Annotated in this window: 21 protein-coding genes and 1 tRNA gene; 13 read left to right on the top strand and 9 right to left on the bottom strand. The window is 36.9% G+C overall.

Going from position 1 to position 22,547, the window contains the following annotated elements; translation table 11 throughout:
• The first annotated feature begins 38 nt into the window (after positions 1 to 38).
• Entirely contained in the window at positions 39 to 530 is a 492-nt protein-coding gene (locus GGR22_RS06290; RefSeq protein WP_182492969.1) for a DinB family protein, read from the top strand.
• Here the strand turns inward: GGR22_RS06290 and GGR22_RS06285 are convergent.
• Together GGR22_RS06285 and lepA are read right to left on the bottom strand one after the other, a co-directional pair.
• Positions 525 to 1,487 (bottom strand): helix-turn-helix transcriptional regulator, encoded by a 963-nt coding sequence (locus GGR22_RS06285; RefSeq protein ID WP_121375495.1) that lies wholly within the window; start codon positions 1,485 to 1,487, stop codon positions 525 to 527. The genes GGR22_RS06290 and GGR22_RS06285 overlap by 6 nt on opposite strands.
• Positions 1,488 to 1,582: 95 nt before the next feature.
• Positions 1,583 to 3,379, bottom strand: coding sequence for a translation elongation factor 4 (lepA, locus tag GGR22_RS06280; protein ID WP_121375494.1), 1,797 nt, complete (start codon positions 3,377 to 3,379; stop codon positions 1,583 to 1,585).
• A gap of 350 nt (positions 3,380 to 3,729) precedes the next feature.
• Between lepA and GGR22_RS06275 the strand changes: the two genes are divergently transcribed.
• From GGR22_RS06275 to dusB, 3 genes are all read left to right on the top strand, one after another.
• On the top strand, positions 3,730 to 5,304 hold the full coding sequence (locus GGR22_RS06275; protein ID WP_182492968.1) for a L,D-transpeptidase family protein: 1,575 nt from the start codon (positions 3,730 to 3,732) through the stop codon (positions 5,302 to 5,304).
• 126 nt (positions 5,305 to 5,430) lie between these two features.
• A complete protein-coding gene (locus GGR22_RS06270; RefSeq protein WP_182492967.1) occupies positions 5,431 to 5,880 on the top strand; it encodes a response regulator in 450 nt (149 codons plus the stop codon).
• An 86-nt stretch (positions 5,881 to 5,966) separates the two neighbouring features.
• Entirely contained in the window at positions 5,967 to 6,959 is a 993-nt protein-coding gene (gene dusB / locus GGR22_RS06265) for a tRNA dihydrouridine synthase DusB (protein WP_182492966.1), read from the top strand.
• Between the two features lie 54 nt (positions 6,960 to 7,013).
• Here dusB and GGR22_RS06260 read toward each other — a convergent pair whose 3' ends face one another.
• From GGR22_RS06260 to rbfA, 3 genes are all read right to left on the bottom strand, one after another.
• On the bottom strand, positions 7,014 to 8,441 hold the full coding sequence (locus tag GGR22_RS06260; protein WP_121375491.1) for an MATE family efflux transporter: 1,428 nt from the start codon (positions 8,439 to 8,441) through the stop codon (positions 7,014 to 7,016).
• Positions 8,442 to 8,603: 162 nt separating this feature from the next.
• Positions 8,604 to 9,803, bottom strand: coding sequence for an ABC transporter permease (locus GGR22_RS06255; RefSeq protein WP_182492965.1), 1,200 nt, complete (start codon positions 9,801 to 9,803; stop codon positions 8,604 to 8,606).
• A 1-nt stretch (position 9,804) separates the two neighbouring features.
• The gene (gene rbfA, locus GGR22_RS06250; protein WP_121375489.1) at positions 9,805 to 10,197 is read right to left on the bottom strand and encodes a 30S ribosome-binding factor RbfA; all 393 of its coding nucleotides are present in this window, start codon (positions 10,195 to 10,197) and stop codon (positions 9,805 to 9,807) included.
• A 123-nt stretch (positions 10,198 to 10,320) separates the two neighbouring features.
• On the opposite strand from rbfA, the gene mce reads away from it, so the two are divergent.
• The gene (gene mce, locus GGR22_RS06245) at positions 10,321 to 10,722 is read left to right on the top strand and encodes a methylmalonyl-CoA epimerase (RefSeq protein ID WP_182492964.1); all 402 of its coding nucleotides are present in this window, start codon (positions 10,321 to 10,323) and stop codon (positions 10,720 to 10,722) included.
• Between the two features lie 151 nt (positions 10,723 to 10,873).
• A tRNA-Ile gene (locus GGR22_RS06240) sits at positions 10,874 to 10,947 on the top strand.
• 438 nt (positions 10,948 to 11,385) lie between these two features.
• Here the strand turns inward: GGR22_RS06240 and GGR22_RS06235 are convergent.
• The 3 genes from GGR22_RS06235 to GGR22_RS06225 form a co-directional block, all read right to left on the bottom strand.
• The gene (locus tag GGR22_RS06235; RefSeq protein WP_182492963.1) at positions 11,386 to 11,655 is read right to left on the bottom strand and encodes a hypothetical protein; all 270 of its coding nucleotides are present in this window, start codon (positions 11,653 to 11,655) and stop codon (positions 11,386 to 11,388) included.
• Between the two features lie 159 nt (positions 11,656 to 11,814).
• The gene (locus GGR22_RS06230) at positions 11,815 to 12,483 is read right to left on the bottom strand and encodes a response regulator (protein ID WP_121376237.1); all 669 of its coding nucleotides are present in this window, start codon (positions 12,481 to 12,483) and stop codon (positions 11,815 to 11,817) included.
• Positions 12,484 to 12,496: 13 nt separating this feature from the next.
• Positions 12,497 to 14,437, bottom strand: a complete 1,941-nt coding sequence (locus GGR22_RS06225; RefSeq protein ID WP_182492962.1) for a tetratricopeptide repeat-containing sensor histidine kinase — start codon at positions 14,435 to 14,437, stop codon at positions 12,497 to 12,499.
• Between the two features lie 574 nt (positions 14,438 to 15,011).
• Here GGR22_RS06225 and GGR22_RS06220 point away from each other — a divergent pair.
• The 4 genes from GGR22_RS06220 to GGR22_RS06205 all read left to right on the top strand — a co-directional run bounded on the left by GGR22_RS06220 (position 15,012) and on the right by GGR22_RS06205 (position 19,926).
• Positions 15,012 to 15,899, top strand: coding sequence for a hypothetical protein (locus GGR22_RS06220; protein ID WP_121375484.1), 888 nt, complete (start codon positions 15,012 to 15,014; stop codon positions 15,897 to 15,899).
• 1,114 nt (positions 15,900 to 17,013) lie between these two features.
• Complete coding sequence (locus GGR22_RS06215; RefSeq protein WP_182492961.1) at positions 17,014 to 18,480, top strand: tetratricopeptide repeat protein; 1,467 nt, start codon at positions 17,014 to 17,016, stop codon at positions 18,478 to 18,480.
• 317 nt (positions 18,481 to 18,797) lie between these two features.
• On the top strand, positions 18,798 to 19,496 hold the full coding sequence (aqpZ, locus tag GGR22_RS06210; protein WP_182492960.1) for an aquaporin Z: 699 nt from the start codon (positions 18,798 to 18,800) through the stop codon (positions 19,494 to 19,496).
• A gap of 208 nt (positions 19,497 to 19,704) precedes the next feature.
• Positions 19,705 to 19,926 (top strand): hypothetical protein, encoded by a 222-nt coding sequence (locus GGR22_RS06205; RefSeq protein WP_182492959.1) that lies wholly within the window; start codon positions 19,705 to 19,707, stop codon positions 19,924 to 19,926.
• 20 nt (positions 19,927 to 19,946) lie between these two features.
• Here GGR22_RS06205 and GGR22_RS06200 read toward each other — a convergent pair whose 3' ends face one another.
• Positions 19,947 to 20,534, bottom strand: a complete 588-nt coding sequence (locus GGR22_RS06200; RefSeq protein WP_182492958.1) for a riboflavin synthase — start codon at positions 20,532 to 20,534, stop codon at positions 19,947 to 19,949.
• A 60-nt stretch (positions 20,535 to 20,594) separates the two neighbouring features.
• Here GGR22_RS06200 and pdxA point away from each other — a divergent pair, with 60 nt between their 5' ends.
• From pdxA to rpmF, 3 genes are all read left to right on the top strand, one after another.
• The gene (gene pdxA / locus GGR22_RS06195) at positions 20,595 to 21,641 is read left to right on the top strand and encodes a 4-hydroxythreonine-4-phosphate dehydrogenase PdxA (protein ID WP_182492957.1); all 1,047 of its coding nucleotides are present in this window, start codon (positions 20,595 to 20,597) and stop codon (positions 21,639 to 21,641) included.
• Between the two features lie 84 nt (positions 21,642 to 21,725).
• On the top strand, positions 21,726 to 22,271 hold the full coding sequence (locus tag GGR22_RS06190; protein WP_121375478.1) for a YceD family protein: 546 nt from the start codon (positions 21,726 to 21,728) through the stop codon (positions 22,269 to 22,271).
• A gap of 9 nt (positions 22,272 to 22,280) precedes the next feature.
• On the top strand, positions 22,281 to 22,475 hold the full coding sequence (gene rpmF / locus GGR22_RS06185; protein ID WP_082482157.1) for a 50S ribosomal protein L32: 195 nt from the start codon (positions 22,281 to 22,283) through the stop codon (positions 22,473 to 22,475).
• Positions 22,476 to 22,547 lie beyond the last annotated feature (72 nt).

The following is a 22,547-nucleotide window of genomic DNA, read 5'->3' as shown; positions in this document are numbered from 1 at the left end:
TTTAACTTTGTCATGTAAACAATAAAAAACAAGAAATTATGAATGCAACAGCTCTAGGACCACAGGTAATTACGAAAGAAAATTTATTAAAACATTGGCAAGGACACCGTGCCTTAACTCGTCGTGTCATTGAAGCTTTTCCAGAAAAAGACTTTTTTGAGTTCTCAATAGGAGGAATGAGAACCTTTGCACAGCTAACTTCGGAACTTTTGGCAATCGGTGCTCCAGCGATGAAAGGAATCGTGAATCGCGATGTAAAACCGTATGCAGAAAAATTAGATATCGGAACCACAAAAGCTGATTATTTGAGCAAATGGGATGAAGCGACCGAAGAAATCAATACGTACTGGAATATGCTGGATGTTGCAGATTTCAGCCAAAAATTCAACCTTTTTGGACAGTATGAATTTCCAATTATTGATAATATTTTTTATTTTATCGATAACGAAATTCACCACAGAGGACAAGGCTACGTTTATCTAAGAGCCTTGAATATCCAACCGCCATTTTTTTGGGAAAGAGAACTATAGTCTAGATCGGGTTTTGGAAATTAATTCCAGAACCCGTTCTTTTAATCTTTCGGGTTCAAGTATCGTTCCATAATCGCCAAACATCATATACCATCTCGGAAAGCCTTCTTCGATATCGCGTGACATAAAGGTCATTTCTACTTTTCCGTCTTCTACTTCTTTCTGCGAGACAAATCCATAATGTTTTTTCTGCGAAGAAATATACCTTGATATTTTTCTCGGAACCAAAATCCTTACTTGGGTTGTGCTGAATTTTTGCTGATCCTTTTGCATGTACGTTTCTAAATCAGGATGCTCAAGCGTGAAAGGCTTGTCAGTCGTCTTGATTTGATGAATTCGGTCTGCCCTGAACTGTCTGTAATCTTTGCGCAAATGGCAAAAGCCGAGCGTATACCAATTGTCATTTTCGTGAAAGACTCCAACAGGTTCTATAAGCCTTTCAGTCGTGTCGTCAGCTTCTATTGCTTGGTATAATAATATGATTTGAGTTTTTTCTGCAATACTTTTAAAAAGTACTGCCAGTGTATTCGGAACTTTTTCATTAAATAATTTTCCAGTAGGCTGCATCAAGACATTCGACTCAATTGTTGAAACCCAGTCTTTGTCAGAACTTTGTAATACGGCCTTTAGCTTGAATGCCGCTGAGGTGTAATGGCTTCGCAATTCCTTGTCCGTAAATTTTTCCATAAGCTTTTCAGCCGCTATAAAACTGCTGGCTTCTTCTCTCGTAAACATTACGGGTGGCAATCGGTAGCCTTCCAACAAAGAATAGCCAACGCCAGCTTCGCTATATATCGGAACTCCAGAAGCTTCTAAAGTGCGGATATCGCGATAAATGGTGCGCAGGCTCACTTCAAAGCGATCTGCCAGTTCATGCGCCTTGATGATTTTTTTGGATTGCAGTTGGATAAGAATCGCTACAATCCTGTCAAACCTTTTTGGAGACTCGTCCATCATAATTGAAAACTATTTGCCAAATCAAATATACGCCAAAACAAAAAACCTCGGCAACTTTCGCTGTCGAGGTTTCTCTCTTTTTTTTATTTTTAGAACTAGTCGTTTAGTTTTAAAACCGCCATAAAAGCTTCTTGCGGAATTTCAACGTTACCAACCTGTCTCATACGTTTTTTACCTTTTTTCTGTTTCTCCAATAGCTTACGTTTACGAGAAATATCTCCACCGTAACATTTTGCAGTAACGTCTTTTCTTAAGGCTTTGATTGTTTCACGGGCAATAATCTTAGCACCAATCGCAGCTTGGATCGGAATGTCAAACTGCTGTCTTGGAATCAGTTCACGTAGCTTTTCGGTCATTTTCTTACCGATATTATAAGCATTGTCTTCGTGGATCAAAGCAGAAAGCGCATCAACACCCTGTGCATTCAATAAAATATCCAGTTTTACCAACTTAGAAGTACGCATTCCGATTGGAGAATAGTCAAACGAAGCATATCCTTTTGAAACCGTTTTCAAACGGTCATAAAAATCAAATACGATTTCGGCCAATGGCATATCAAATGTCAATTCAACACGATCTGTCGTCAAATAGGTTTGGTTCGTGATAATACCGCGTTTTTCAATACATAGCGACATTACGTTTCCGACAAAGTCAGATTTTGTAATAATTGTAGCCTTGATGAACGGTTCTTCAACACGATCCAGCCTTGAAGGCTCAGGAAGGTCGGAAGGATTGTTTACTATAAAACCAGTTTCTGGGTCTTTTTTGGTATACGCCAGATACGAAACGTTAGGAACCGTAGTAATTACGGTCATGTCGAATTCACGTTCCAATCGTTCTTGGATAATTTCCATGTGAAGCATTCCTAAGAATCCGCAACGGAAACCGAATCCTAATGCTGCAGAGCTTTCAGGAACAAATACTAAAGAAGCATCGTTCAGCTGCAGTTTCTCCATCGAAGCTCTCAAGTCTTCATAATCTTCCGTATCTACAGGATAAATTCCAGCGAAAACCATCGGTTTTACATCTTCGAATCCTGTAATCATATTGGTTGTCGGCGTTTTCGCATCGGTTAGCGTATCACCAACTTTTACCTCCTTAGCTTCTTTAATTCCAGAAATCAGATAACCAACATCACCTGCAGAAATCACCTGTTTTGGAACTTGGTTTAGCTTAAGCGTGCCAATTTCATCGGCAAAATATTCATTGCCAGTAGCCATAAATTTGATTTTCTGGCCTTTTTTGATCTGTCCGTTGATAACCCTAAAGATTACCTCAATCCCTCTAAAAGGATTATAAACCGAGTCAAAAATCAATGCTTGAAGCGGTTCTTCAGGATCTCCTTTTGGAGGAGGAATTCGCTCAATAATTGCCGACAAGATGTTTTCAACTCCAAATCCGGTTTTTCCAGAGGCATGGATAATCTCTTCTAATTTACATCCTAACAAATCCACGATATCATCGCTGACTTCTTCCGGATTAGCACTTGGCAAATCTACTTTATTCAAAACAGGAATAATTTCCAAGTCGTTTTCCAAAGCCAGGTATAGATTAGAAATAGTCTGTGCCTGGATGCTTTGTGCGGCATCAACAATCAAAAGCGCGCCTTCGCAAGCCGCAATCGAACGAGAAACTTCATACGAAAAATCGACGTGTCCCGGAGTATCGATCAAGTTTAGGATATAATCTTCACCTTTATAACGGTATTCCATTTGAATCGCGTGGCTCTTGATAGTAATGCCTCGCTCGCGCTCCAAGTCCATGTTGTCAAGCAATTGGGCTTTTTCTTCACGAGCCGTGACAGTTTGTGTTGCTCCAAGCAAACGGTCAGCAAGCGTACTTTTTCCGTGGTCGATATGTGCAATAATGCAAAAATTCCTAATATGTTTCATCTTCGTTTTATATCAAATTTAATTTGGGCGTGACCTCAAGGGTCAGGCTTTCCCTCCAATCTTTTTCTTTTTTAAGAAAAAAAGAAAAAGGATTTTCGTCCAATCCTTCACGCATTCACGAAAAAACAAATGCTCAAAAACAAGCTCTTTTCTTCGCTTACCGCTTTATTTCCTTAAAGGTAAGGATTTAATCGGCAAATATAGTTTTTTAGTTGTTAAGTTGAAAGGGGAATTTTTAGCAAGAATCGGAGCCAAGATTTATCAAATTTGAGTTAAAATCAGGCTTGTTTGGGCACAAAGGTTTTAATCCAAAGATAAATTTCCTATATTTAGTAAAAAGAACAAACCTCATGAAAAAAGTAATTTCAATAATAGCCTTTAGTTTAGCCTGCCTGCTTTCGGTAACATCCTGCAAGAAGAAAGACAAGGATCTTTCCGGCATTGATGTCCACGCAGAAGAAAATGCAATTCATTTTGACAGTACCAAAATAGCTGGATTTTTTTCAAAATATCCTGATTTTAAAGAATTTCAGCCCGAAATAAACGAGCTATATAAAAAACACGATTACCATTATATCTGGTACGATCGTGATGGGCTTATCGAATTTGCCGAAGTCTTGTTTGATAAAGTCAATCAGATAAAATCAGAAGGAGTGCAGAATCAAATTCCCTACAAGGAACAGATAAATGATCTTTTTTACGAAGCCAAAGAAAAAAGCGATCCAGATTTGTCTTCGGAGTTGCTGATTTCGTCTATGTATTTTTTCTATGCTAAAAATGTTCTTCATGGCATAGATCCAAAAGAAAGCAGGGAGACCGGTTGGTATCTGCCACGTGAAAAAGGCTCGTATGTTTCTTACCTAGACACGCTTATGAAAGACCCGAATCTTCTCAAAAAAGATGATTCAGAATTAATGCCGCTTTACTACAACCTAAAAAAAGGTTTGCAGCACTATAGAGAAATTGAAAAAAAAGGCGGCTGGGGAACAATCGAGATGGAAGCAGGCGTCAAGTCGCTTAAGCCTGGTGACAGCTCTAAGACTATCGCACAGGTTAGGAAAAGGCTTTTTGTTTCAGGCGATTTAAGTAAAGATTCTGGAAAAAGCCAATTTGACGAGGAACTTTTGCAAGGACTCACAAGCTATAAAAAAAGAAATGCCCGCGAAATGGACAATCTTATCACGCCAGATTTGATCAAGCATTTGAATGTTTCTGTCCAAGACAGAATTAAATCTATTGTGGTAAATATGGAACGTTGCCGTTGGATTTCTACGGATTATACTAAAGATGGCGAGTACATTGCCGTGAACATTCCTTCCTACAGAGTACGCTATTTCAAAGACGGAAAGGTAAAGTTAGAATCGAATGTTGTCGTTGGAAAAGAAATGAATAAGACAGTTGTCTTCAGCGGCCAGATGAGCTATCTCGTTTTTAGCCCTTATTGGAATATTCCGAAAAGTATCATTGAAAAAGAAATAAAGCCCGGAATGGCAAAAGACAAAAATTACCTCGCAAATCATAACATGGAATGGAATAATGGAAAAGTACGTCAAAAGCCAGGTGATAAAAACTCTCTTGGATTGGTGAAATTTATGTTTCCGAATTCAAACAATATCTACCTACATGATAGTCCTGCAAAAAGTCTATTCAATAAAGAAAGCAGGGCTTTTAGCCACGGTTGTGTACGTGTTGAAAAAGCAAGAGATTTAGCCGTAGCAATTCTGGAAGGCGATAAAAATTGGACACCTCAAAAAATAGACAAAGCAATGCATGCTGGAAAAGAGAACAGTTATGCGCTGAAAAAGAAAATTCCTGTTTATATAGCCTATTTTACAGCTTCAGCCGATGAAGAAGGCAACGTGAGCTTTTTTGACGATGTCTACAACAGAGATAGTCGATTAGCTTCTTTGCTCTATAAGCAATAAACCATAAAAAAATGTAGAAAAAAGACTGTGCAACGGCACGGTCTTTTTTTTGCTGTAATGAAACAAGAAACGAGTTTTTTGCTAACTTTACATGCCACATTTATGCCCCACATAAATAACCTACTTATGAAAAAAGACAAATTAGCCATCGCTCTCTTGGACGATGACCACGAAGAGCACCTGCTTTTTAAGGAAGTTGCCGATGATTTCAGCGAAATAAAATCGGTGCTTTCGTTTGCCAAAGGAAAAGAAATGCTTGACTATCTTACAGGAGAAGACAAAAGCATACTTCCCGACATCTTGTTTTTGGATTTAAATATGCCGCTATTATCAGGTTTAGACTGTCTTATCGAAATCAGGAAGAACGAAAAGTATAAAAATCTTCCCGTGGTGATCTATTCAACGTCCAGTTCAGAAAAAGACAAGGAAGTCACCTATCAAAATGGCGCCAATCTTTATGTCAATAAGCCAGTCGAATTTTCAGATATGAGAAAAATTTTCAATGAAGTCCTCAAGATTAATTGGAAAGAACACTCAGGTGCATTCAATTTCCAGAAATTTTTCCTAGCAATTTGATACTAAGTTTTTGTTGCTAGAATGCCGAAAATGAGGTTGGGTTTCATTAAATCAAAATTTCGTAATTTTGCAGCAAAATGAAGAAGATGGTCAAGATTGGCAAAATAGAATTACCTGATTTCCCTTTACTTTTAGCGCCTATGGAAGACGTAAGCGATCCGCCGTTCCGCAGATTGTGCAAGCTTCATGGCGCGGATTTGATGTACAGCGAATTTATTTCTTCTGAAGGCCTAATCCGTGACGCCATGAAAAGCCGTCAGAAACTCGATATTTTTGACTACGAAAGGCCAGTAGGAATCCAGATTTTTGGTGGCGACGAAGAAGCAATGGCGCTTTCTGCCAAAATAGTAGAAACAGTCAATCCTGATTTGGTGGATATTAATTTCGGATGCCCTGTCAAAAAGGTAGTCTGTAAAGGAGCTGGAGCCGGAGTCTTGAAAGATGTAGATTTGATGGTTCGTCTGACCAAAGCTGTAATCAAAAGCACACACCTGCCAGTAACTGTAAAAACAAGGCTGGGTTGGGATGAAAATTCCATTAATATTGATGAAGTTGCCGAAAGATTACAAGATGTTGGGGTACAGGCTTTAACGGTACATGCTCGAACAAGAGCCCAGATGTATAAAGGCCATTCCGATTGGACACATATTGAACGAATCAAAAATAATCCTAGAATTACCATGCCTATCTTTGGCAATGGCGATATTGATTCTCCAGAAAAAGCACTAGAATATAAAAATAGATTTGGTCTTGACGGTATGATGATTGGCCGTGCGGCTATTGGATATCCTTGGATTTTTAACGAAATTAAGCATTATTTCAAGACAGGTGAAAAACTAGCGCAACCGACTATGGAAGATAGGGTCGAGGCTGCAAGGAACCATCTTACTTGGTCTATGGATTGGAAAGGAGAAAGAGTTGGAATTGTAGAAATGAGAAGGCATTATACTAATTATTTCAAAGGTATTCCCGGTTTCAAGGAATACAAGCAAAAATTAGTCACAACCGATGATGCCGAAGGTTTGTTTAGAACATTGTATGAAATCCAAGAAGTTTTTGGCGGTTACAAATTCGTATAAAATTATATAAATAAGAAGGCCTCAGGATTCATAACCCTGAGGCCTTTATTGTTTTTAGACTTCAATGCGTTTCCACTTTCCTCTTTTGAAAAGAATATAACCTGCAATGGTGATGGCCGTTTCTGCAATCGGCACAGCCATAAATACTCCTGTTGGTCCCATTCCCAGTTTTTTAGCCAATACATAAGCCAATGGTATTTGGAAAAGCCAGAATCCGAAGAAATTAATCCAAGTCGGTGTCCATGTGTCTCCGGCACCATTAAAAGTATTGATCAAAACCATTCCGATTCCGTAGAAAATATAGCCAAGACTCATGATTCTGATAGCCTCTACCGCGATTTCTTTCACTCCTTGGTCATTAGTGAAGAACCCAGCAATATATTCGGCTCCCAAAAGCGTAATCACCATGATGGTTGCCATGAAAATGACATTGTATTTTGCAGTCTGCATTACCGATTTTTCAGCCCTCTCAATCTGCTTAGCACCTAGATTTTGTCCGACCAAAGTCGCAGCAGCATTACTTAGTCCCCAAGCTGGAAGAATAAAGAACATCATGATTCGTAAAGCGGTCTGATATCCAGCTGAACCATGGTCTCCGCCTGTTACGGCAACAAGATTCGCTAGAAAAATCCAGCTACAAGATGCGATGACAAACTGTAAAACTCCAGGAGCCGCTACTTTGATTATCGCTTTGATTTGTTTCCAGTCTGGAATAAGATAAGAAGCGACAATTTTTAAAATGCCTTTTCCATTAAATAAATGATACAGCTGATATAGTACGCCGATGCTTCTTCCCGCAGTTGTTGCTATTGCTGCGCCAGTTAAGCCAAAGGCAGGAATAGGTCCGAAGCCATTGATCAAAATAGGACAAAAGATAATATTGCAGATGTTGGCAATCCAAAGGCTTTTCATTGCTATGGCAGCATTTCCAGCTCCTCTGAATATTCCGTTTATAAGAAACAACAATACGATGCAGAGGCTTCCGCCCATCATTATTCTTGTAAAATTTGTACCATGGAGTGCTGCTTCTGGAGAAGCTCCCATGAGCATTAATATTTCTGTAGCGTATAAAAATCCGAAAATGCTAATGACAGTATTGATGGCAACTGCTATTACAACAGCTTGCATTCCAGCTTTGGATGCGGCTACAGGATCTTTTTCACCAATCCTTCTGGCGACTACAGCCGTCGCGGCCATACTTAAACCGATGGCTAAGGAGTAGATAACTGTCAAGACAGATTCTGTAAGGCCAACAGTCTGGATGGCAAAGCTGCTGTTTTCGAGATGGCCGACAAAATACAAATCGACCAAGGCAAAAACAGATTCCATCATCATTTCCAAGACCATAGGAATGGCCAATAGGATAACTGCTTTGCGGATATTCCCGGAGGTATAATCGAAATCTGCCTCTCCTTTTAGAGATTGCTTAATTGTAATAAATATGCGAGATAAAAAACTTTGTTTTTGTTCTGATTGTGTCATGATTATTTAATATGATAGTGAACGACACCTTGTTTTTAAGGCGACGGAAAAAATTATTAATCAAGGCGGCCTAAAAAGTGGTTAGGCCAAAACAAACACAATCATAGTTTTAAGTATTGGATTACAAATGTATGATTATTTTTTTAAGGAAGAAATGTTTTTTTAGCCAAGCAGTTTTTTAGTTACTCGGCTGGATGCTATGAGTGAAGAAATAAAGCCAAGCGAAAAGATTGTCGCCAAAACAATAACCAAATTCTCTATGTTGAAAATTACGGGATAGGGCATGGAAGGTGTAACCATGACAAGATTATATTTTTGCTGTAGAAGCACAATAATGATTCCGAGAATTAAGCCGATACTGCCGCCTGTAAGTGTCAAGATAGAACCTTGAAATAGGAAAATTCTCCTTAGGTTTTTGACTTCGACACCCAAATTATATAAGGTCGTAAGATTGCTTTTTTTATCGATAATCAGCATGATAATAGCTCCTGCCAAGGTAAAAAGCGTAAGTATGATTACCAACGTAAAAATAAGATAAAGAGCGGTCTGCTCTGTGTTTAGCATCTTATACAGCGAGTCATTTAGTTGTGCTCTGTTTTTTACGGTTAATTTATTGTTGAAGATGGTTTGGAGTTGCTCAGAAATAACAGCTTCATCAGCTCCAGGCTTAAGCTTGAATTCTATTCCTGTTACTTGATTGGGCTTGAATTCTAAAAGCTCTTGAGCCAGATTCAAATCGGCGAAAACATATTTTTCATCCAATTCTTCACTGACGGCATATACGCCTACGGGAAGAATAGCAGATTTGTTAAAAGCTTGTTCGGCATTATTAATAGTACCTTTGCCTGGTTTTGGCACATAAACTTCTAACTGATTGCTGTAACTTAATAATCCGAGTGAAAGTTTTTGGTAAATTCCATAGCCTACAACAACTTGCGGTGTTTTAGGTTCCAGCCATTCACCTATATTCAGGCTTTTTTCGACGTTATTGACTTTAGAATAAATGCTGTCGACACCTTTAAGATATGTCACGACCTCTTTTCCTTCATATAAAAAAAGAACGCGTTCTTCAATGATGCGGCTCTTTGTAGCAATTCCGTTGATTTTTTCGATTTTTTTCTCTTGTTCTGGGGAAATAAAAAAAGATTTTCCTAAAGCGCTCGTGATTTTAAAGTCTGGGTCAAAATCGTTTGAAAAGGAAAGGCTGAAGTCTTTTAGGCCGCTAAAAACAGAAAGCACCACAAACAAAGCGCCGGCACCTACGATAATTCCTAGAGAAGCAATGCCGGTAATGATATTGATGGCGCTGCTTTTACTAAAGCTTACAGTGTAACGTCGGGCTATGTAAAAAGGAAAATTCAAGCTATGATTTTTTTCTTTTTTCTAACAGGTCACGGTTTTCTATTGGATTTTCTTTGCCAGCTAGGGCTTTGTCTATTTTTTCGATGTAATCTAACGAATCGTCAATAAAAAAAGTAAGGTTAGGTACTTTTCGCAATTGCAAGCGTACTCTTTGAGATAAGTCGTGCTTGATTAATGGCGTATTTGTTTTTATAGCAGCCAATAATTCAGGTGCTTTTTCCGGTGGGAAAATGCTTAAATGTACGGTTGCTACTGATAAATCTGAGGTTACGCTAACTTTAGAAACAGAAATCACTAAATTCGGGATTCCATTTTTTCTCACTTCGCCTTGAAGGATGTCTACCAAATCTTTTTGGAGAACGCTTCCTATTTTTTTCTGTCTGTTTGTTTCCATCCTGCAAAAATACGATTAATTTTAGAGTGGCAAAGGTTCTGAGTAACAAAGGTAAAAGATTGAAGCGGCAGGAAAGGGAATAAGTTTTTATATTTGCCGATATCAAGACTAATAAGACAAACAATGAGAAAAATAGAGCATATTGGCATTGCAGTAAAAAACTTAGAAGAATCGAATCTTCTTTTTGAAAAGCTTTTTGGTGCTCCTCCTTATAAAATGGAAGAGGTAGCGAGCGAAGGCGTGAAGACTTCTTTTTTTATGAATGGCCCCAATAAGATAGAGCTCTTGAAAGCTACCAATCCTGAAAGTCCGATTGCTAAATTTTTAGAAAAAAAAGGCGAAGGTATCCATCATATTGCTTTTGATGTTGAGGATATTGTTTCAGAAATAAAAAGATTACAATCGGAGGGTTTTACGGTTTTGAATGAGATTCCGAAAAAAGGAGCAGATAACAAGCTGGTCGCTTTTTTACACCCAAAAGGTACAAATGGAGTGCTGATCGAATTGTGCCAAGAAATAAGATAAGCAAGCTTTTAAATCAGAAAAAGTGTTGTTCTTAAAAAGAATGAAGCAAAAGCAAAGATTCAGCTTGTTTTTTACACCTTAAAAAAGCGAGTTTCCTGCTAAATTATTTGCAACATATTAAATTTAGTAGTAATATTGCAACCTCTTAACCGGTCCTATAGCTCAGCTGGTTAGAGCACCTGACTCATAATCAGGTGGTCCCTGGTTCGAGCCCAGGTGGGACCACGAAAACCCTTCCAATTTTATTGGAAGGGTTTTTTGTTTTTTTAGAAAAATATAATCTACTGATTTTTAGAAGCAAAATACAATCAAAATTCATAAGTAGCAGATTTTTATTTCCTAATTATTTTTGTAAGTTGTTGAAATTTTATATCTTCCGTTTTTAAAAAATAACCACTACTTCAAAACCCCACTATTTTGAAAAATTTTTTAACTTCTGTTTCTATGGTCGTTGAAGAGGAATCAAGGATTTCATTTCGACTGTTAAAAGTGTTTTTGATTACCCTATCAATTATTTGTATGGTATTGCTGACGTTTTATAACTTCAAGGTATTTGCTAATGGAGGCAGTAGTAACGGTTTAGACTTTTTACTTCGGATTGCCTATAGCTTGTATTAGTCTGGAATGATTTTTTGTTCTTCTAAGTTGGAGTAGATTTCTGCTTCAGCAGCTTTTTACTACGAGCTGTATATCCAATTGCATGGCATATTCCATTCGTTTGACACCGCTGATTTTTTTTGCTTTCTTCAGGTCATTTTCTATAGCTTCAATAGCTCCTCCGCGTGACCAGTTTTGATTAAATGATATTTCCCAAGCCATATTCAGATTCTTGATCTTGAACCATAGCTCTTTTGATAAGACGTTATTAAAAATATTTTTTTGTTCCTCAGTGGCATCGGGCATCTCTAAAATGACTAAAGCTTTGTATCCCATGATTCATAAAATTAGGCAGATTGGTACCCAAATTTACTGTTGGTCAGGCCCATTTCCTTACGGTTTTCCGTAAAGGCGTTTTTTTAAGTTTTTTTTAGCATCTCAAAATAAAAAAACCGACAGGGATGTCGGTTGAGAAATAGCAGGCTTGGGGTGCTGTTATATGAGTCCTAGATCTTTTGCATTGCTGATCAGATGGATGGTGTTCTTTGCCTTGAAATAGAGCTTGAGTTTGTTTATCCTCTTCTCAATGCTGCTGTTGCTGGAGGGCACATTGCCTTGCTTCTTGAATTTGGCGCCTATTTCGTCTTGCGTCAAGCCGATGGACAAGTATTTGATAAGCTTGAGGTCATATTCCTCAATTTCAATGATATTATTGGCCTGAAATATATTAGAAAGTGGGGCCGCGACGTAATTTTCGGTGCTTCCGGCTAAGGCTAATACGGCTTTTTCCAGTTCTTTCGATCCTTCGCGTCCTTTGGATACATATCCGTTTATGCCGCATTCTTCAAATAATGCTTTTATTTTATAGGAACGATCTTCTATGGAGTAGGCTATGACCTTTAATTCTGGCTGTGTTTCCTTGACGCTCCTGATAAGATCTTCCCCGGATTCTAGCACAGTGTCTCGATGGTCTTGCTTAAAAGAAAGATCTGTTATGAGCAAATCATAAGGTTCTTCATCTAACAGTGCTTTTTTGACTTTTAGATACGCCTCGTCACAGTATTTAGCATGATGAATTTCAGCATGTGTCAGCTGGTCGAGCTGTGAAATTACCGAAGTCTGTATACTGTCAATGTCTTCTGCAATCAAAATTTTTTTAAACATAGTCTTAAATTTTTTAAACAGGATAGCCAAAAGAAAGCTTTACTCCTCTGTTTGTCTGTATGTCAAAAATAAGCGTTCCTCGGATGCTTTTTATACGGTTTTCCACATTCTGAAGGCCATTTTTTAAAATAGTTTTTCCAAGTGGCATTCCAATGCCATTGTCCGAATATTGGACGTTAATTTTTTTATCAGCAGTCGAAAAATCAATAACAGCTAGGGTGGCTTGGCTGTGCTTTTTCATGTTGACCATTAATTCTTGGAGAACTCGGTAGGTTACCAATTTCTTGTTTTCATCTATTTTTATCCAATCGACAGCATCAATACCTTTAATCAACACATTGAGCGATTCTGTCTGGTATTCAGAAAGCATTTCTTTTAACTGTCTTGAGAAATTTTCACCCAATTCGACAGGGCTGTTTTCTCTTGAGATATCCCGGGTTCTTAAATATACGCTATCAAGCGAGTGTATAAGCGCTTCTTTTTTTTCTGGTTTCTCTAAGTTTTGTGTCGAGGCAAATGTCATGACATTATAAACGTCATTTGCAAGCTCGTCGTGTACTTTTTTTGCAATTCGTGTTTCGGTATTGTAAGCCTCTTGAAACTTTTCTTTTTCATGCCTGGATTTCAATAGTCTGTATAGCAACGTTCCAACGAGCACAAGAAATGATATCGTTAGTAATAAGAGCTCATTTCTGCGTTTTGCTTTTTCTGCTTTTAACTTGTTTTCTGCATTTTCTGCTTGATATTTTAGCGATTCTTCTTCAACTTGTTTGGAATCGTAACGAATTTTCGCAAACTGATTTTTTGCTTTCTGACGGACGATTTTTATACTATCGTTCAACTTCGTATATTCAGAAAACAGTTTGTCGGCTTCTTGTTTTGAATTCGATGTCTTGGAAATAAATTTAATAGCGTCAAGCTTATCGTCGGTATTTTTTAGTCTGTTTGCTAGGCTATAGGCTCTTTCTGCGTAATTTCTTGATAATGCAGGATTGCTTTGGAGATAGTATTCCGAAAGATGTAGGCAGCTTGCTGACAAACCAAATTCATCATGAATAGAATCTTTTATTTTTAAAGCTTCTAGCATATAAGTGATTCCTCTTTTATCATTTGACATAAAATAAGAATATCCCAAGTTGTCCATTGCTTTTGCTTTGAGTTCTGTATTTGAGCTTGAACTTTTTTTAGAGATAAGAACCTTAAGGATTGCTATTGCCTTTGCATATTCTTTCTTGTCCATATAGACTAAGGCAATATTGTTCATTACTGCGTCTTTTGATATAGGGTCTTCAGTGTTTTTATACGCTTTATCATAATAAAACAAGGCATTCTCATAATTGAAAAGCTGCTTGTAAGACATACCTAGGAAATTATAAGCGGCTACGAGATAGGACGTATTTCCTGTGTTTTTTAGGCATTCTAAAGCATTTGTTGCTGTCGTTTCAGCGCCATAATAATCAGAAGAAATTCGCTGCAGGTCGGTCATCATCAATAAGCTATATCCAGCTCTCAGGCTATCTTTTGCTTTCAGGTATTCCGTTTTTGAACGATCATAATAGGCAAAGCTGCTGTCAACATTTATTGCTGAAAAATACGAAGCATAGAGATAGTAATACCCGCCGAGATACGTTTTGCTTTTTGTCTTGAGTGCCAGATGTTTCAGTCTCGTGAGATAATATCTAGAACTGTCCTTTCCATAAAGAAGATCGTGTTCTATCTTATTGTATAAACTCTTGTATTGAGAAGAGTCATTTTTAGAAGCAACGCCTATGCGGTAGGCCTTATTGCTGTAGTCAAGCTGTTTTTCTTCTGAAAATCTATTGTCATAAGACAGCTTCATATAATGCTCGAGACTGTCAGTGATAGAACTTCCTTTTTTTACGGGCATGCTTTCTCCGCATGAAATGAGTATCAATGTTATAAAAAAAAGCAAAATCGGGGAGTAATGCTTCATAGAAGAATCTTTCCCCGAAAATACTAAAACTGTTTTACAAAAACTTTTTTTATTTATACTTTTTGGCCTATGGTGTTAAAACAGGAGGCGGTGGAGGTGGTTTTGTAGAAGTGTTTGTGTTATTACCGCCGCTATCGTCTGCTTGCTGGCTCATTCCATTGACTTCATCTGTCGTGTCATCTGCTGTGCAGGAGATAAACAGGGTGCTAGAGGCTATGATAGCCAGAGCTAGAATTAATTTTCTCATCTTTTTAGTATTAAAGTTTGACAAAGAGGATTGTATTTCGATACTGTTTTTCGAAATTTTAATCCGTCGTTTTTAATGGGTGGTGGCCCTTTTTTTGGGAAGTTCAGCATGCTAAAACAGAAGAGAAGATCATACTTCCCGAATGGTCATTCCATCCTGTTTAGCAACACTGAGGTAAAATCAGTTTTGTACATTTGTCCCAAATGCATGTTAGGACAGGAACTGATTTCTGAGGCAAAGTAAATCTGGTTTTTGCTAGTGATAGCAAGGGAATTCCGATGATTCCGATAATTCCGAACGATTCCAATTAATTCTGAATTTATAAATATGAAAAATAATTTTGAAGAATATAAAAAGGCCATCATAACCCGGTATGAAGAAGAAAAAATGGGAAAATATTCAGATTTGCTTTTAGATCCCACTCCCGCAAATCTTAAAAGATTATGCCTTCTTATCAGCGAAGAAGAAATGAGATTTTCTGATCTTGCTACTTTTCGTCATTTCTTTTGTTTTAAGACTGAAGATGATATTGCAAAGTGGATTAAAAATTTCGATACCGAAAAATTCAAGCCCTTAAGTACCTTCTTGAAGTTAGGAACCAATCTCAAGGATTACCGAAGCGCAAATTTGATTGCGGTCTTGGTAGATTTTAAGCAGAGGCCCTATACGAAGTTTTTAGATCCCAATCATCCTGTAAATGCCGATGACCATAGAAGCAATAATGGAAGTTGGACATCGCCTTCGAGAGATTACTTTTCTGAAAGAATGGCTATCTCAAAACCGGATGAAAACAACCATCAGTTGATGATAAAACCTCCTATGTCAAAAAAGGTGGTGCTGACATTGAGTCTCTTGGGCGGAATTCTTTTTTCTGCTTTTGTTTTAAAAGACGTTTTTGATGATAAATGCATGATTTGGAAAGGAGACCACTATGAAAAGTTTGATTGTGACGAAAATCGAGCATTTGGTGAAATGAGCTATGATAATGTGGTTGCCTTGAATAAGGATGTATTAGAAAATTTCAGAAAGATAGAAATTAGTGATACGACCACTTTTTTTATCAATGATCGGCCGATGGTCTGGTATATAAAGCAAGATGGAAAATGTGAGTTTTTTTCATGCAGTGGCATTCATCCTATTACTAGAAAGCAACTCCGGCCTATTACAAAACATATGGTTGAAAAACATATCCTAAAGGTTCACAATAAGAAATAATTTGGGGAAGTTTTCTTAAGGATTTTGTAGTGTTCTGTCGTTAGTACTGCAGTTAACGTCGATGCATACATTTGTCTTTTTTTGTGTATCGCAATATCTTATGACGAAAAACCGTCGTGATTGTAAAAATGAACAACTCTTAATGATGTTTTTTTCTACTCATGACGGTTCTTTTTTTAATTTTTTACTACTCGTTTTAAGTTAAATTGTTTTTTAATTTATTTATATTCAAATAATTAAATATTTTTTTTGACTGTGAGTAGATGTGAGTATGCATTTTTTTTCATAATTTAAATTTCCGCCTTTTATTTGTCCTGTTACTTTTTATCAGAGCACTTCTTTTTTAGAAGCCTACTCTTGTTAAAACTTAATATTCTTTGAGATCCCAAATCTGCAGAAAGAACAACTTACCAATTCTATAAATGTGTTTGATTAATTGTATGGAAATCTTTGTAAAGATTTTGCGTATTCTGTTTGGCTTTGAATAATAGCATTGCTATGAATTAGATAACTATATCTTGGACTTCTGTGTTTAAGATTAAAATAAATTACCAACTAAAGCTATTGCTTTAACATTGATTGGTGGTAGGTCAATGCGGTAGTTTTTGAGAGGAGGGTGACCCGTAGTGTTATTTTAGGGGAAAATATGTTCTTGGTTTATGTCGCCCTCCTTATTTTTACTTCTCTATTTTTTTTCAAACTATTAAAACGGACTGAATAATTTTTCCTTTAAAAGGCAAAATACGCTGTTTTTTTATTTTGTAAAGCTTATGATACTATAAGCTTGATCTTTGGCTTTTTTGCAAGCTATTTTTCCAACATGCTTTTATATTTTTATGCTGTTTCTTTCATTTATAAAGAAATAAGTGGTGTTAAAATTATTTTTTCACAAGAAAAATGGTTTCGTTTTTGAATATATTGCAACTTTATAAGATGGAAAATATAATTTCTGTTTTAAAAGCCCCTAATTGTCAAATATTTATCGGTTATTGTATTGTTTTTTTATGAAAATGTGTTTTTTATGATGTGATAAATATTTATTTATTTTGCCTGCCCTAAAAATATAGATAGATTGTAAACTAAAACTTCATAATATAAGTGCCTTTCTGTATTTATGAAAAAGAACAAGTATTTCCTATTCTTTATTTTTTTCCTATCACTTGGTAAAAGTTTTAGTCAGAATTTTAATCAAGCTCAAATCGATAGCCTCTTATCTGTTGCCGAACAGCTGGAAAGCAAAAATGCGGCCTATGGAGTTACTCTGAGTCTGAAAGCTTATGATGACTCGAAAAAGCTAGGATATAAAAAAGGCATGGCTCAAGGATTGCTCATTGCCAGCAGAAAGCAACATGAATTATCAAAATATGAAGATGTTCTGAAAAATGCATCAGCAGCAGAGAAACTTGCGGTTGAAATTTCAGATTCTAAATTAATTTCAGATGCTCTTCGATTAAAAGGAATTGGATACACAGGCTTAAGAGATTATGAAAACGGGCTAAAGCAGTTCAGAAAAGCGCTTTCTTTTGCGCAAAATCTTCCTGACAAAGAAATTAAAAGTTCAAGACTAGGAGTGCTTTACAATGACATTGCCTTTAACCTGGATGAGAAAGGCGGCACCACCGATTCGGTTGCTTTTTATTATAGGAAAGGATACCAGGAATTTGAGAAAATGGTGCTGAATAATCCACTGCGGAATAAGACACTTTCCTTGGCATGTTCCAACGTCGGTTCTAGTTTTTTAAGGGCAAAAGAACTTGATTCTGCAGAGTTTTATCTTGACAGAGCATTGCAACTAGCCAATTCTGTCAATCATGAATCTGTAAAAGCCAATACGCTAAGCGATTTAGGAAGCCTTAATTATTTTAGGAAAAAATACAAACTGTCCATCGATTATTTCAAAAAAGGAATTGAAGTAGCAAAATCTATCAACGATGCCTATGCGTTAAAGTCTACGTATCTTGGACTGTCAAAATCGTATGAAGCAATTCGTGATGATGCAAACGCCGAAAAATATCTTTCAGAATATAATGCTATCAACGATAGTCTTAAAAATGTTCCGGGAGAAAATACGTCGGTTCAGACTGCATCAATGGGAGAAAATACTCTTGTTAAGAATGTAGACGATGACTTTAATCGGACCATTATATTTACTGCGGTATTTGTTTTATTGCTGATTGTAATATTAGTCCATATTTATGGGAAATTCCAGAAAGAAAAAGCGAACAATGCCCGCCTTCTGGCTGAGGTTCAAGATACCGCCAATATGTTTGTACTGTTGCAAAAAGATGAAGCCCATCTAAAGAAAATGCTTTATCTGGCAAGTACTAATGATCCTTCCTTTTTGATGATTTTTAAGGAAACCTACCCGGATTTTTATAAGAAGCTAAACAAAATAAATTCAGGACTAATTGCCGGCGAACAAAAGCTGTGTGCTTTTTTAAAACTGGATCTTTCCACTAAAGAAATCGCCCAATACACAAATTCATCAATTCGAGCTGTCGAAGCGAAAAAATACAGGCTTCGGAAAAAACTTTCAATACCCTCCGAAGAAGACATAAATGTATGGATGATGAATCTATAACAATTTTATTTTTTCCACATCAATTAATCCTTGTCGAAGCAAGGATTTTTTATTTATACAATTTTCACCATTTAGAAGTAGAACAATAATATAAAAAGCAGTATTTTTCTTAACTTATAATTACTATTTTTCGCGTAGATAGTGCTTAATTACTACTCATAATCTTCTTTCTTTTTCATATCTCTGAAAAATAATTTATTGATAATCAGTATGAAAATAAAATGTTTATTGCTGAGTAGATGTGAGTAGTAGTTTTTTTGCAGAAATATTGTGTCTGTATTTTCTTTGCCCGCAAACAGTATAAATAATTGAATACAATGACGCGAAAATTAATAGCAGAATTTATTGGCACGCTTTGGTTGGTTTTAGGAGGTTGCGGAAGCGCTGTATTGGCAGCTTCAGTTCCTGATTTGGGTATTGGATATATAGGTGTTTCGCTGGCCTTCGGTCTGTCGGTCCTTACTATGGTTTACACAATCGGCACTATTTCTGGTTGTCATCTGAATCCTGCTGTGACAATCGGACTGTGGATTGCAGGAAGAACCGAAAGAAGAGAAGTTTTCCCTTATATTATGGCGCAAGTTTTAGGAGGGATTTTTGGTGCCCTTATTCTATATCTTATAGCAAGCGGACAGCCAAATTTTGAACTGGGAAATTTTGCTGCAAACGGTTTTGGAGAACATTCTCCAAACCAATACGATATTTTCTCGGTTCTTACTACCGAAGTAATCATGACTTTTATCTTCATGCTCATCATTCTCGGATCTACCCATAGCTCCGCTCCAAAAGGATTTGCCGGGATTTCAATCGGTCTTGGACTTACTTTGATCCATTTGATGAGTATTCCAGTTTCCAATACTTCGGTAAACCCTGCAAGAAGTACAAGCCAAGCTCTATTTGTCGGAGGATGGGCTTTAGAACAGCTATGGCTTTTCTGGTTGGCTCCAATTGCGGGAGCAATTTTAGCAGGAATCTTTTACGAGTATCTGTCTTCTCAAATTGACGAGGTAGAATAGCTTGGAAAAGAAGAGAAGCTAATTATACCCTTATGGTTTATTAAATTCTTACAAACGAAAATAATAAATTTTATTGATTTATTAATTTTTGATAACAATTACATAGCATTTGAGAAATTTTATAGTGTAATTTTGGCGGATATTCATTTGAATATTTTATTTTACAAAATATTTTGACAAAAAGATTTTTTATTTACTTTTACAACCTATGAGGATTGTCCCAAATACAATAATAAATCTTGCAGTGGTTCTGTTTTCTGTAGCTAATTGCTTTGCTGATAATGAGCCTCCTGCGCCGCCACCGCCTACAGGTCCAACGCCAATCGGTCTTCCTATCGATAATGGAATTCTTCTTTTGTTGGTGATAGGGTTGGTTTTTGCTTTTTTACAATTTAAGATGTCAACTAAAGATAAAAAAACTCCGATGTAAGTCGGAGTTTTTATTTTTGGCTATCTAAGCTGGTGCAATCGCGAAACATATTTTCCAATGACATCAAACTCCAGGTTGATTTTTGTTCCGATTTCAAAATTCTTGAAATTGGTGTGCTCATGCGTGTAAGGAATAATCGCAACACTGAACTCGTTCTTTTTAGAATTTACAACAGTCAGGCTTACTCCGTTCACGGTAATCGAGCCTTTTTCAATGGTGATATTGCTTAAGGCTGGGTCGTATTCAAAAGTATAATACCAGCTTCCGTCAGCTTCTTCAATAGATTTGCAGATTCCTATTTGGTCTACATGACCTTGCACAATATGCCCGTCTAGCCTGTCTCCTAGCTTCATGCCGCGCTCCAAGTTAAGCAGGTCGCCTATTTTCCAGTCGCCTATATTTGTTTTGTCGATAGATTCCTTAATTGCCGTAACCGTATATTGGTCGTCCAAAATTCCCACAACTGTAAGACACACGCCATTATGCGAAACACTTTGGTCAATTTTAAGCTCATTAGTGATCGACGAGGACACGGTTATGTGTATATTTTCTCCCTCTTTGCGTAAATCTTTGACCGCTCCAAGGGTTTCTATTATTCCTGTAAACATTCTTGTTTTATTTTACTAAATTTGCACTTCAAAATTAGCAATAAATAAGGAGCAAGTAGTATGAAAAAAGCAGAAAATATAATAGTTGGAATTTCAATAGGAGATTTGAACGGTATTGGAAGCGAGGTAATCCTGAAAACTTTCGAAGACCCGCGGATGCTTGAGCTGTGCACGCCAGTTATTTTTGCCAATGTGAAAATACTCTCTTTTGCTAAGAAAAACCTTGATGCCACGATTGCGCTTCATGGAATTGACAAGATTGATCAGTTCCTTCCGGGAAAAATCAATGTTTTAAATGTTTGGAAAGAAGGTGTCAATGTAGAATACGGAGCCAATGATGAGAATATCGGGAAGTATGCCATAAAATCATTTACCGCAGCTACAGCAGCTTTGAAAGAAGGGCAGATAGATGTTTTGGTTACGGCGCCAATTAATAAATACAACATACAGTCCGAAGATTTTAAATTCCCAGGACATACTGATTATCTGGATCAAGAGCTGGAAGGGAATGCTTTGATGCTTATGGTGCAAGATGATTTGCGCGTGGGCTTGATTACAGATCATATACCTGTAAATGAAGTCGCTTCACATCTTACAGAAGCACTTATCAAGAGCAAAATCGAAACCGTTAAAAAATCGCTCATCCAAGATTTTAGCATAAACAAGCCTAAGATCGCCGTTCTAGGATTGAATCCTCATGCGGGTGATGGAGGCGTAATCGGTAAAGAAGACGACGAAATCCTAAGACCTACAATCAAAAAGCTGTTTGAAGGTGGAACCTTAGTTTTTGGGCCGTATGCGGCCGACGGTTTTTTCGGAAGCGGCCAATATGAAAAATTCGATGCTGTGATAGCGACGTATCACGATCAAGGTTTGATTCCTTTTAAGACGCTTTCTTTTGGAAAAGGCGTGAATTATACGGCGGGATTGAATAAAATCAGAACATCGCCAGATCACGGAACGGCCTATGAGATTGCAGGAAAAGGAATTGCAGATCCCAATTCATTTAAGGAAGCGGTTTATTTGGCTATCGATATCTATCATTCCAGAAATGAATATGCGATTATTACCGAAAAACCCCTAAAAATAAAAGAAAAACACTTATAAACAAAAAAATGTTTATAACGCTTTTGGAATTGTAATTATTTTATATCTTTGCACTCCCGAAGTTTAGGGCAAATTGTTGTTAAGATGAAAGTAACCAATGAGTTTTTAATTCCTTTTATAGGATTAAAGTTAGGAAAACATCAGTTTGAATATCAAATAAATAAAAAGTTCTTTGAAGACTTTAGTTATGACGAGTTTGAAAGCTGTGATATCAAAGTCAATGTAGTTTTAGAGAAAAAAAGCACCATGCTTGAACTTCAGTTCAAACATAAAGGAACGATTTATGTTCCGTGTGATTTGACCAGTGAAATGTTTGATTTGCCGATTAAAGGGAAAATCAAGCTTATCGTTCAGTTTGGAGAAGCTTTTAATGATGATAATGAAGAATTGCTCATTTTGCCTCACGGCGAACATCAAGTGGATATTTCACAATACATCTATGAGATGATTGCGCTTTCCATTCCTCTAAAAAGAATTCATCCAGGCGTGAAAGACGGTACGTTAAAAACAGACGCTCTTGATAAACTGAATGAATTGCAAGTCAATGCGAAAGAACAAAAAGCTGATGCAAAAGAAGAAGAGACAGATCCACGTTGGGATCAATTAAAAAAACTATTAACGGATAAATAATATAGTAAAATGGCACATCCAAAGAGAAAGACCTCGAAAACAAGAAGAGATAAAAGAAGAACACATTATAAAGCATCTGTTCCTCAAATCGCTACATGTCCAGTGACTGGAGAGGCGCATTTATACCACAGAGCTTACTGGCATGAAGGTAAAATGTACTACAGAGGTCAAGTAGTAATTGATAAGCAAGAAGCTGTTGCTTAATACAATTTTGCAGTAAAAAATCGAACTCTCACGTTGTGGGAGTTTTTTTGTTATTTATAATTTATTGATAAA

The organism is Flavobacterium gossypii (assembly GCF_014138495.1).
Lineage (GTDB): Bacteria > Bacteroidota > Bacteroidia > Flavobacteriales > Flavobacteriaceae > Flavobacterium > Flavobacterium endophyticum.
The sequence above is the reverse complement of the archived record's forward strand: the minus strand, read 5'-3'. Positions and strand labels throughout refer to the sequence as shown.